1 protein-coding gene is annotated in these 13404 nt (G+C 64.1%); it reads right to left on the bottom strand.

Annotated elements, in window-relative coordinates; all coding sequences use genetic code 11:
* Positions 1-49 precede the first annotated feature (49 nt).
* Positions 50-13048, bottom strand: coding sequence for a non-ribosomal peptide synthetase (locus AC27VU_RS15240; protein WP_488724363.1), 12999 nt, complete (start codon positions 13046-13048; stop codon positions 50-52).
* Between the last annotated feature and the right edge of the window lie 356 nt (positions 13049-13404).

Below are 13404 nucleotides of genomic sequence, written 5' to 3'. Positions count from 1 at the left end.
AATGGTGGGAGCGGGCTTGCTCGCGAAGGGGCCGGTGAAGACGCCGGAATTACAAGCCTTCCAGCTCCGCCATCAGATCATTCAAGCGATCCACCTTGTCCTCGGTCATGTCACTGGCCGCCAGGCCTTCGATGTACTCGGCCAGTTCCTGCACCGTGCTGCACTCGAACATCGCCCGCAGCGGCACATCGCGTTGCAGGGTTTTCTGCACCCGCGAAGCGATCTGCGTGGCCAGCAACGAATGCCCGCCCAGTTCGAAGAAGTTGTCGCGCACGCCGACCTTGTCGACCTTGAGCACTTCGGCCCAGATGTCGGCCAGGGTCTGCTCCAGCTCGTTGCGCGGGGCCAGGTAGTCCTGGCTCTGCAACTGACCGATCTCCAGCGCCGGCAGGGCCTTGCGGTCGAGTTTGCCGTTGGCGTTGTGCGGCAACTGATCCAGCCACAACCAGTGCAGCGGCACCATGTATTCCGGCAGTTCGCTGCGCAGGCGTTGCTTGATCCGCTCCAGACGTTCGCTCGGGTTGAGCGCCGAATCCGCCGCGACCAGATAGCCGACCAAGTGCTTGCCATTCACGCCTTCCTGCACGCCGACCGCCGCATCGCGGACTTCCGGCTGTTCGTGCAGACGCGCCTCGATTTCACCCAGTTCAATCCGGTAACCGCGAATCTTCACCTGATGGTCAACCCGGCCAACGTACTCCAGCACCCCGTCACTGCGCCGCCGCGCGAGGTCACCGGTGCGATACAGACGCTCGCCCGGCACGCCGAACGGGTTCGGCACGAACACCGGCGCGGTGCGCAGCGGATCGCTGACGTAACCGCGACCGACACCCGTCCCCGCTACGCACAACTCACCCACCGCACCCAACGGCACCAGTTCCAGCGCGCCATCGACCAGGTACAGCACGTTGTTGTCGGTCGGCGTACCGATCGGCAAATAGCTGCCGCGAGTCGAGGCCAGGTCAACGCGGAAGAACGCCACGTCATCCGAGCACTCCGCCGGCCCGTAAGCGTTGACCAGACCGATGTCCGGGTAACGCAGCAGCCACTGGTGCGCCAGTTCCGGCGGCATCGCTTCACCGGTCGGCAGCATCCAGCGCAGGCCGTCGAGGCTCAGGCGATCAGAAGCGAGCATGCCCTGAATCAGCGACGGCACGCTCTCCAGCACGGTGATGCCCTGCGCCTGCACATGCACCAGCAAGCCCTGCGGATCGTGGGCGATGGTGTTCGGCACAATGTCCACCCGCGCGCCGAACAACGGCGCGGCGAGGAACTGCCAGACCGAAATATCGAAGCTTTGCGAGGCGGTCTGCGCGATCACGTCGGCGTCCGTCAGTTTCAGGTACGGCACCTTGCTCAACTGGTTGTTGAGCATGCCGCGCTGCTCGACCATCACGCCCTTCGGCAACCCGGTCGAACCCGAGGTATAGATCACGTAAGCCAGATTGTCCGGGCCACTGTGGATGCCGAGGTTGTCCGCGGAGGTCGCCAACGCCTGCACCTCTTCCCAGACCAACAGCCGTGGACGGTTGGCGCAGCTGAATTCATCGAGCAAGGTCTGCGCCTGTTCGCGACAGGCTTCGCTGCACACCAGCACCGGCGTGCGGCTCAGCTCGATGATCCGCTGCAGACGCTGGCTCGGCAGGCCCGGGTCCAGCGGCAGGTAACCGGCACCGGCCTTGAAGCTGCCGATGATCATCCCCAGCAGATCGAGATTACGCTCGGCCAGCAATGCCACCGGTTGATCCATCTGCACCCCGGCCGCAACCAGTGCATGACCGAGACGGTTGGCGTTGTGGTTGAGCGCGGCATAGCTCAGTTGCTGATCGAGGCAAGTGGCGGCGATGCGCTGCGGGTGCGCCGCGACCTGCGCTTCGAACAGCGCCACGTAGCTCTGCTCCAGCGGATAATCGTGGGCGCTCTGGTTGCAACCGTGCAGCAGGAAGTCCTGTTCCTCGGCGCCCAGCAGCGGCAGGTCAGCCATGTCGCCGTGGAAACCCTCGACCAGCGCCAGCAGCAGGCGCTTGAACTCGCCGAGCATGCGCTCGATGGTCGACTCGTCGAAATAGCGCTGGTCATACGAAAGATGCAGACCGAGGTCATCACCCGGGTAGCACACCGCCGTCAGCGGGAAGTTGGTGTGGGTGCGACCGGAGTCCGAAGTCGCATTGAGGCTCTGCGCGCGGTCCAGTACCGAGACTTCCACCGGGGCATTTTCGAACACGAACAGACTGTCGAACAGCGGCTGGCCTTTCGGCAGTTCACTCTGCTCCTGAATGTTCACCAGCGGCAGGTATTCGTACTCGCGCAGCTGCATGTTGCTGTCGAGCAGGCCGCTCAACCACTGGCGCACACTGGCGCGCTGATCGTCCGCCGGGATCTGCACCCGCAGCGCGATGCTGTTGATGAACAGGCCGACGGTGCGTTGCATCTCCGGCATTTCCACCGGACGCCCGGCCACGGTCACGCCGAACAGCACGTCGCGATCACCGCTCAGGCGTCGCAGCACCAAGGCCCATGCCGCTTGGGCGAAGGTGTTGATGGTCAGTTGATGGGCCTGGGCCAGCTCACGCAGACGGGCGCCATCTTCAACGTTGAGACGGGTGTAGCGGTCACCGACGATCATGCCGCCGCTTTCACCGGCGTGTTCGCGCAGGAACGGTCGGTCACTCGGGATCGGCGTGGTGCGTTCGAAACCTTGCAGGTTCTGCTGCCACCACTGGCGCGCCTCGGCCAGGCTCTGGCGTTGCAGCCAGCCGATGTAGTCGCGGTAACGCGGCGGCACCGACAACTGTGCTTCGCGCCCCTCACCGAGGGCGGTGTAGATCTCGAAGAAATCGTTCATCAGCAGCGAGCGGCACCAGGCATCGATGAGGATGTGGTGGTTGCTCATCATGAACCAGTAACGCGCCGCGCCGACCTTGATCAGGCGCAGGTGGAACGGTGCCTGATTGAGCAGATCGAACCCGGCCTCGCGCTCGCTTTTCAGCAGCGCCTGCAGCTTCGGTTCTTGCTCTTCTTCGGCAACGGCGCTCCAGTCCAGGTACTCGATCGGCGTGCGCCCCGGGCTGTGGATCACTTGCAGCATGTCTTCGCCGACGTTCCAGCAGAACGACGCACGCAGCGCTTCGTGACGGGCGACCACCGCTTGCCAGGCCTGGGCGAAACGCTCCGGATCGAGCTCGCTGTTGATGCGGTAGCGATCCTGCATGTAATACAGACCGGTGCCCGGTTCGAGCAAGGTGTGCAGCAACATGCCTTCCTGCATCGGCGTCAGCGGATAGACGTCTTCGATCTGCGCCGCCGGCACCGGCAGTGCATCGAGTTGCGCCTGGGTCAGTTTCGCCAGCGGGAAGTCCGACGGCGTCAGGCCACCGGCCTGGTCTTGCAGGCAATGTTCGATCAGGCTTTGCAGCTCGCCGAGGTAGGCGTCGGCCAGATCGTTGATGGTTTGCGCCTCGTAACGCTCGCCGCTGAAAGTCCAGCGCAGCAACAGTTCGCCGCCGTACACCTGACTGTCGATGCTCAACTCGTTGGGCAACGGCGCCTGCGGATCGTGGGCCGCACCGACCGGCTCGTCCAACGGACGGAACAGCGCATCGCTGGCGAAACTCTGGTCGAACTGGCCGAGGTAGTTGAAGGTCACCGGGGCATTCGGCAACGCCGCCATGCTGCGCTGGCTGAGGTCATCGGCCAGATAACGCAACACGCCATAACCGAGACCTTTGTGCGGTACCGCGCGCAGTTGCTCCTTGATCGCCTTGATCGAAGCGCCCTGCCCGGCGGCCTCTTCGATGTTGTGCGGGGTCAGGCGTAATGGATAGGCGCTGGTGAACCAACCGACGGTGCGAGTCAGGTCGATCTCGTCGAACAGGGTTTCGCGGCCGTGGCCTTCCAGTTGAATCAATGCCGACGGCTGACCGCTCCAGCGGCACAGCACACGGGCCAGCGCGGTCAGCAGCAGATCGTTGACCTGCGTGCGGTAGGCCCGCGGCGCCTGTTGCAGCAGTTGTTGGGTACGCTCGGCATCCAGGCGCACGCTGACGGTTTGCGCGTGACGATTCTGCTGTCCGCCCTGCGGGTTTTCGCACGGCAGCTCGGCGTTCGATCCGGCCAGTTGGGTCTGCCACCAGTTCAGTTCCTCGCGCAGCGATTCGCTGCCGGCATAGGCCTGTAAACGTGCAGCCCAGTCCTTGAAGGCACTGGTTTTCGCCGGCAGTTTTACCGACTGTTCGGCATCGAGCTGGCGGTACACGGTTTGCAGATCGTCGAGCAATACGCGCCAAGACACACCGTCGACCACCAAGTGATGGATCGCAATGAACAGCCGTTGCTGACCTTGCGGACCATCCACCAGCAAGGCGCGCAGCAGCGGGCCGTTTTGCAGATCGAGACTGCGCTGGGCATCGGCGAACAGCGCTGCGCACTGGTCCATCGCCGCCACCCGCACCTGCCACAACACCTCGGCGTCGGACACCGGTTGATGCGTTGCCTGCCATTGATCGTTGGCCTGAGTGAAGCGCAGACGCAGGGCGTCGTGCTGTTCTATCACCGCCAATAGCGCCTGCTCCAGACGATGCGGTTCCAGCGCCACGCTCGGCTCCAGCAGCAGCGCCTGGTTCCAGTGCTGACGCTCAGGAATATCAGTATCGAAGAACCAGTGCTGGATCGGCGTCATGGCCGACTCACCGACCACCAGTCCCTGCTCGGCAGTGACTTGCTCGCTGCGGCTGGCGACAGCGGCGAGGGTCTGCACCGTCTGATGCTGGAACAGATCCCGCGGGCTGAAATGAATGCCCTGCTGCCGCGCACGGCTGACCACTTGAATCGAAAGAATCGAGTCACCACCGAGTTCGAAGAAGTTGTCGTTGAGGCCGACCTGTTCGACGTTAAGCACCTCACACCAGATCTGCGCCAGGGTCTGCTCCAGCTCATTGCTCGGGGCGACGTAGTGCTGACGGTTCAGCTCGGGATCCGGTGCCGGCAAGGCGCGGCGGTCGAGTTTGCCGTTGGCGGTCAGCGGCATGCTCGCCAGCAGGATCAGGTGCGTCGGCACCATGTAATCCGGCAGTTGTGCCTTGAGGTGCGACTTCAGTGCTTCACGCAGTTCGGCCTGTTGCGCTTCGCCTTGCTCGGCGACTTCGCTGACCAGATAACCCACCAGTTGTTTGCCGCTCGGTGCATCCAGCGCCAGCACCACCGCTTCGCGGACCGAGTGGTGATCGAGCAGACGGGTTTCAATCTCGCCCAGTTCGATGCGGAAACCACGGATTTTCACCTGATGGTCGATCCGGCCCAGGTATTCCACCAGACCATCGGTACGCTGGCGCACCAGATCGCCGGTGCGGTACATGCGTCCGCCATCGGCGGCGAACGGGTCCGCCACGAAACGCTCGGCGCTGATGCCCGGACGGTCGTGATAGCCCTGCGCCAGACCGGCGCCGCCGACGAACAACTCACCGGTCGCGCCTTGCGGCACCAACGCCAGATCGGCGTCGAGAATGTACGCCACGCGGTCACCGATCACGCTGCCGATCGGCACGCTGCCGGCGCCCTCTTCCAGCACTTCCGGGGCGAGACCGGCCAGCGGCATGACCACGGTTTCAGTCGGGCCATAGGCGTTGAAGAACAGACTCGGTTTGAACGCAGCACGAATCCGTTGCAGGTGCTCGCCAGTCAGCGCTTCGCCGCCGGTGATGATCATCCGCACCGGCAGAGTTTCATTCTGCGTGGCGAGGAACTGCGCCAGCTGGCTGCCGTAGCTCGGGGTGAAGCCGAGCACATTGATCCGATGGGTGCGGATCAACCCGCAGATTTCTTCCGCATCCCACTGCCCTTGCGCTCGCAGCACCACTTGCGCGCCGCTGAGCAACGGCACCAGCAGACGCTCGGTGGCGGCGTCGAAGTTGATCGAATAGAAGTGCAGCTCGCAGTCGTCCGGGCGCATGCCGAAACGTTCGATCACGGCCTGGCAATGCATGGCGATTTCACCGTGGGACACCACCACGCCTTTCGGTTTGCCGGTCGAACCCGAGGTGTAGATCAGGTACGCCTGATGCTGCGGCAGGCTGATAAAGGGCAGCTCAGTGGCCGGGTAATCCGCCAGCGCCGCGCTGTCGTCTTCCAGGCACCAGCGCGCCACGTTCGACGGCAGATCGCCAAGCGCATTGAACATCGCGCGGTCGCTGAGCAGCAGACCGATGCGGCTGTCTTCGATCATGTAGTGCAGACGGTCGAGCGGGTATTCCGGGTCCAGCGGCACGTAAGCGCCGCCCGCCTTGAGGATCGCCAGCAAGCCGACGACCATGTCCAGCGAACGCTCCAGCGCCAGACCGACCCGCACTTGCGGGCCGACCCCACGCTCACGCAGGGCCCAGGCCAGGCGATTGGCCCGCGCATCAAGTTCGGCGTAGCTCAGGGTCTGCCCGGCGAAGGTCAGGGCCGGGGCGTCTTTGCGCGCCAGTGCCTGTTCGGCAAACAGGTGATGGAGGCATTGATCGAGACGACGTTCGCCCGGTTCGACACCGAGGCTGTCGAGCAGTTGTTGCTGCTCGGGTTGGTCTAGCAGCGGCAACTGGCTCAAACGCTGTTGCGGGTCGGCGATCAACGCTTCCAGCAGGTTGCGCCAATGCTTGGCCATGCGTGCGATGGTCGGCTCGTCGAACAGATCGGTGCTGTATGTCAGGCAGCAACCGAGGCGATGGTCGAGGTCGGTGACTTCCAGGTTGAGGTCGAACTTGGTCGCTCGCGCATCGTTGGCCAGGTACTCGACGGTCATCCCGGCGAGCATGCGGCTCTGCTGGAACTCCCAGCGCTGCACGTTGCACATCACCTGGAACAGCGGGTTGTACGCCGCGCTGCGGGGTGGTTGCAGCGCTTCGACCAGATGATCGAACGGCAGGTCCTGATGCGACTGGCCCTCAATCACGGTGTGACGCACTTGCTCGAACAACTCGCCGACCGACATCTGCCCGTCGAGCTGGCAGCGCAGCACTTGGGTATTGAGGAACGCACCGATCAGCCCTTCGCTTTCCGGGCGGATACGGTTGGCCACCGGCGCGCCGATGCGCAGGTCGGTCTGACCGCTGTAGCGGTAGAGCAAGGTGGCGAGCGCGGCGGTCATGGTCATGAACAGGGTCAGACCGTTTTGCGCATTGAACGCACGGACGCGGGCGGCAAGATCGTCGCTCAGGTCGAAACGGAACAGCTCGCCCTGGTGGCTTTGCACCGGCGGACGCGGACGGTCGCCGGGCAGTTCCAGCAGCGGATGTTCGCGACCGAGTTGCGCGGTCCAGTAGTCGAGTTGACGCTGACGTTCACCGGACTCCAGCCACTGCCGTTGCCAGACGCTGTAGTCGAGGTACTGCACCGGCAACGCTTCGAGCGGCGAGTCGCGGTCATCGACAAAGGCTTCGTACAACGCGCTGAGTTCGCGGGCAAAAATATCCATCGCCCAGCCTTCGGTGACGATGTGGTGCAGGGTCAGGACGAAGTAATGCTCCTGCTCGGCGGTCTTCACCAGACAGGCGCGCAGCAGTGGGCCGCTTTCCAGATCGAACGGCAGATGCGCTTCTTCGTCGGCCAGTTGCTGAACCCTCTGCTCGCGCTGGTCCGCCGGCAGTTTCGAGAAATCTTTCCAACCCATGCGCACGCCGGTCTCGGCATGCACCTGCTGACGGGCCACGCCATCGACGCTCGGGAACGTGGTGCGCAGGGTTTCGTGGCGCAGGATCAGCGCCTGCAAGGCCGCCTCGAAATGCTCGACATGCAACACGCCGCGCAGGCGCGCCATGCCGCCGACGTTGTACGCCGGGCTGTCCGGCTCCATCTGCCAGAGGAACCACATGCGTTGTTGCGAATAGGACAGCGGCACGACTTGGCGGCGATCGACTTTGGCAATCGGCGGCTGCTGGTTGGTCTGGCCGCTGGCCTGGATCAGGCGGATCTGCTCGGCGAAGTCACCGAGTTCGCTGTGCTCGAACAAGGCGCGTAACGGCAACTCGACGTCACAGGCCTGGCGGCTGCGCGAGATGATTTGCGTGGCCAGCAATGAGTGCCCGCCGAGGGCGAAGAAGTCGTCGCGCAGACCGACTTGAGGCAGACCCAGCACTTCGCGCCAGATTGCGGCAATCTGTTGCTCCAGTTCGGTGACCGGTTCGACGTGTTCACGCACCTGCCACTGCGGCTCGGGCAAGGCGCGGCGGTCGAGCTTGCCGCTCGGGCTCAGGGGCATTGCGTCCAGGCGCATCAGTTGCGCAGGGACCATGTATTCCGGCAGTTCGGCGGCCAGTGCGGTTTTCAGACGAGCGATTTGCGCGTCCTGATCTTCGCGGGCATCGATGGCGGTGAAGTAGCCGATCAATTGCGCGCCAGCGGCGGTTTCCCGCACCAGTACCACGGCTTGAGCGACGCCGTCCTGGGCCAGCAGGCGCGCTTCGATTTCTTCCGGCTCAACGCGGAAACCACGCAGTTTGACTTGCTGATCGAGACGCCCGAGGTATTCGATCACGCCGTCAGCGGTCCAGCGTGCACGGTCACCGGTGCGATACAGACGTGCGCCCTGCTCGCCCAGTGGGTCGACCACGAAACGCTCCGCAGTCAGCGCCGGGCGAGCGAGGTACCCCCGGGCCAGACCGATGCCGCTGATGCACAGCTCACCCGGCACACCGGCCGGCACGGGATTGAGATCGGCGTCGAGCACGCGGCAGATCACGTTGCCCAGCGGCCGGCCAATCGGCGAGCGCTCGCCGTCGGCGCTGGTGCAGTGCCAATGGGTGACGTTGATTGCGGTTTCGGTCGGGCCGTAACGGTTGTGCAGTTGCACCGCCGGCAGTTGCGCCAGCACGCGGTTGCGCAGTTCCGCCGGCAGCGCTTCACCGCCGGAGAATAACCGGCGCAGGCTGGTGCATTCGGCGCTCAGCGGCTCGTCGATGAACAGCGCGAGCAACGGCGGCACAAAGTGCAGCGTGGTCACACCGTATTCCTGAACCAACTGGGCGATGCGATGCGGATCGCGGTGTTCACCGGGGCCGGCGATCAGCAGACGTGCGCCAGTGATCAGCGGCCAGAAGCACTCCCACACCGACACGTCGAAACTGATCGGCGCCTTTTGCATCAGCACGTCGCTGTCGTTCAGGCGGTAACTGTGCTGCATCCATTGCAGACGTTCGGCCAACGCGGCGTGGGTGTTGCCGACGCCTTTCGGTTGGCCGGTGGAGCCGGAGGTGTAAATCACGTAGGCGAGGTTGTCGCCATGCAGGTGCAGACCCGGCGCCTGGCTCGGCCAGTTCTCCAGATGCAGCGCGTCCATGGCGATCACGCTGACGCCGTCGCTGGCCGGCAGACGGTCGAGCAATGCGGTCTGGGTCAGTAGCAGTTCGACGCCGCTGTCGCTGAGCATGTAAGCCAGGCGCTCGGCCGGGTAATCCGGGTCCAGCGGCACATACGCGCCACCGGCCTTGATGATCGCCAGCAGACCGATCAGCAGTTGCGGCGAACGCTCGGCAGCAATCGCCACGCACACATCCGGGCCGACACCTTTGTCGCGCAGATAATGCGCGAGGCGGTTGGCCTGGGCGTGCAATTCGGCGAAGTCGAGGCTGCCGCCGTCCCACACCAGCGCGGTGCGTTCCGGGGTCTGCCGCGCCTGTTCGTTGAGCAGTTCCGGCAGCCATTGTTGCGCCGGGGTGCACGGGGCGATGCTCCATGCCTGCTGCTGTTCGTGCTCGCACGGAGTGAGCAATGGCAGGTCGCCGATCGCCTGTTGCGGCTGTTCGCAGACGGCGCGCAGCAGGTTGCTGAAGTGCTCGGCCAGACGCGCGATGGTCGCTGCGTCGAACAGCTCATCGGCGTAGTCGAAGGACAGGGTCAGGCGCCCGTTGCGATCTTCTTCGCTGTGCAGTTGCAGGTCGAACTTGGCCTCGCGGCTGTGCCACGGCAACTCTTCGGCGAGCAGGCCCGGCAGGCGCTTGAGCGCACTCAAGTCGCGCTGCTGATGGTTGAACATGACCTGGAACAGACCCTGCTCGCGGGCCTGCGGGAACGCCTCGAGCAGTTGTTCGAAGGGCAGATCCTGATTCGCCTGAGCGCCCAGTGCAGCGTCGCGGGTCCGCGCCAGCAACTCGACAAATGACAGCCGTGAATCAACCTCGGCCCGCAGCACTTGAGTGTTGATGAAGAAGCCGATCAGGCCCTGGGTTTCCAGGCGCGGACGGTTGGCGTTGGGGATACCGATGCGGATATCGCGCTGACCACTGTAGCGGTGCAGCAGGCTCTGGAAGGCCGAGAGCAACAGCATGAACGGCGTCGACTGGTGAGCCTGGGCGGTCTGCTTGATCGCATCGCTGAGGCTGACCCCGAGGCGCACACTGTGGCGCGCAGCGCTGTGCAATTGTTTGGCCGAACGCGGATGATCGGTGGCCAGTTCCAGCACCGGATGTTCGTCGCCCAGTTGGGCTTTCCAGTACGCCAGTTGCCGCTCGCCCTCGCCTTGCGCCAGCCATTGGCGCTGCCAACTGCCGTAGTCGGCGTATTGGGTCGGCAGCGGCGCGAGTTCGGCGCGCTGGCCTTGAGAGGCGGCAGCGTACAGGCGCGAGAATTCGTCGATCAGTACGTTCAGCGACCAGCCGTCGGCAATGATGTGGTGCAGCGTCACCAGTAACTGGTGATCTTCGTCGTCGAGACGCACCAGCGTCACCCACAGCAGCGGGCCTTTTTCCAGGTCGAACTGGGTGCGCGCTTCGTCCTCGCGGATCTGTTGCGCGCGGGCTTCACGCTCGTGCGCCGGCAGGTCGCTGATGTCGATCAGTTGCAGGTTGAATTCAGGTGCGGCGTCGACTTGTTGCAGCGCCACACCGTCGCGTTCGAAGAAACGTGTGCGCAGCGATTCGTGGCGCTCGATCAGTTGCTGGAAGCTCGCACGCAACGCGTCTTCGTCCAGCTCGCCGCGCAGACGCAGGGCGCCGGGAATGTTGTAGGCGCTGCTTTGCGGGTCGAGTTGCCAGGTGATCCACAGCCGGTTTTGCGCCAGCGATTGCGGCAGTGCTTCGCTGCGCGACAAGGTGTTGATTGCGCCTTGGGCGCTGCCGCCGTCCTGTTGCTGCTGCGCCACGGCAGCGGCGAACGCGGACAGGGTCGGGGCTTCGAACAACAGGCGTAGATTCAGCTCCAGCGCCAGTTCTTCACGCACTCGGGCGATCACTTGCGTGGCGGCAATCGAGTTGCCGCCGAGCAGGAAGAAGTGGTCGTCGGCACCGACCTGTCTGACGTTGAGTTGTTCGGCCCAGATCTTGCCGATCAAGGCTTCCAGCTCGGAGGCTGCCAGGGTCGATGCGGTACTTTGCACCTCGGCGGACGGGAACACCGCGTAGCTGTCGAGGCTGCCATCGGCCAGACGATTGCGGCACGCCGAGCGTTGCAGCTTGCCGCTGGACGTCTTCGGCAGCGCGCCCGGGTTGAGCAGCACCACCACGCTCGGCGCTTGTTGATAGGCCTCGGCCACCGCTTGGCGAATGGCTTTGATCAGCGCTTCCGGCGGCAGGATTTTTTGCACGCTGCGGCTGATTTCCGCGGCGATGCCGATGCCTTCTTCACCGTCCTGAGTGACCGCGAATGCCGCGACGCGGCCCTTGCGCACCACTTCCACTTCGTTCTCGACAGTCTTCTCGATGTCCTGCGGATACAGGTTGTGGCCGCGCACGATGAGCATGTCTTTCAGGCGACCGGTGATGAACAGTTCACCGTCGCGGATGAAGCCCAGGTCACCCGTGCGCAGCCAGGTGCGGCCGGCGTGCTGGACGAAAGTCTTGGCACTGGCCTCGGGATTGCGCCAGTAGCCGTGGGCGATGCTCGGGCCGGTGGCCCAGACTTCGCCGACGAGGTTGTCAGCCAGTTCGTTTAGCGTTACCGGATCGACGATCAGCACCGCATGCTCCGGCTGGCTGATGCCGCAACTCATGATCGGGCTGCCGTCGCCCGGCTCGGCGCGGTTTTGCGCCAGCGCCTGATCATCGACGCGCAGCGCAGGAATACCAGCGCCACGGGGGGTGCCGGCGACGAACAGGGTCGCCTCGGCCAGACCATAGGAGGCCATGAAGCTGTCTTCACTGAAACCGCACGGGGTGAACTTCTCGGCAAAGCGTTCAAGGGTGTCGAGGCGGATCGGTTCGGAGCCGGAATAGGCCACGCGCCAGCGGCTTAGATCAAGGCGTTCCAGCGCCGAATCGCTGACCCGCTCGCTGCACAAACGATAGGCGAAATCCGGCCCGCCACTGATGGTGCCGCCGTATTGGCTGATCGCTTCGAGCCAGCGCAACGGGCGGCCAAGGAAGTACGCAGGTGACATCAGGATGCACGGCACGCCGCTGAAAATCGGTTGCAGCAGGCCGCCGATCAGGCCCATGTCGTGGTACAGCGGCAGCCAGCTGACGATCACGTCATCGGGGTTCACGTCGATGCCGAAACCGTGACGAATCAGCAGCTCGTTGGCCACCAGATTGCCGTGGCTGACCTGCACACCTTTGGGCAACGCGGTGGAGCCGGAGGTGTATTGCAGGAAGGCAATGTGATCTTGCGGCAGAGCCGGCTCAACCCAGCGTTCAGCCTGCGCGCTGTCGAGCGTATCGACGCACAGCAGCGGCGGCGCACCTTCGATTTGCTGCAAGGCATCGCGCAGGTCAGCGCTGGTCAACAGCAGGCGCGGTTCGGCGTCGGCAATGATCGACAGCAGGCGTTCCTGATGATGACGACGGGCGGACTCCGGCGGATAGGCCGGCACCGCAATCACCCCGGCGTACAGACAACCGAAAAACGCCGCGACGTAATCCGCGCCGCTGGGAAACAGCAGCACCGCGCGATCACCGAATTCAGCCTGGGCCTGCAACGCGGCAGCAATGGTCCGCGCGCGCTGATCGAGTTCGCGGTAACTGAGCACCACGCCCTGCTCCTCGGTTTCGGCGAGAAAGCGCAGGGCCAGTCGATCCGGCGTCTGTGCCGCACGGCGCTGGAGGGCTTGGACCAGAGTGCTGGGGAGTTCGAACGCGTCGGTCATGAGGTTTCCTGCCTGAATTCGGCTTGCTAAGTGGAATCGGGTTGCTGCGTCACGCCGGTCGAGGGCGTGCAGGGCGCGGTCTGTGCCGACCGCGCGAGGCTTGGGAATGCTGTCTGGCCGGGGCTGTGCGCCGAAGACATTCACCAATGAGAACGGATGACCTGTGGAAATAATTAGTCGGCGCGCAGGATCGCCAACGGGGGCCGAGGTGTGGCGGTGTGTCGCAGTTCTCGATTCGCACCTTTACGGAGCATTAGTTCTCTTTCTCAATTGACAATCATTATCATTCAACATAATTTGTCGCTCGATGTGTAGGACGGCCCCGTCCCCCAGGCGTCCCACTAACCTATTGGCAG

Source organism: Pseudomonas sp. 14P5.3.2 (assembly GCF_057799175.1).
The sequence above is the reverse complement of the archived record's forward strand: the minus strand, read 5'-3'. Positions and strand labels throughout refer to the sequence as shown.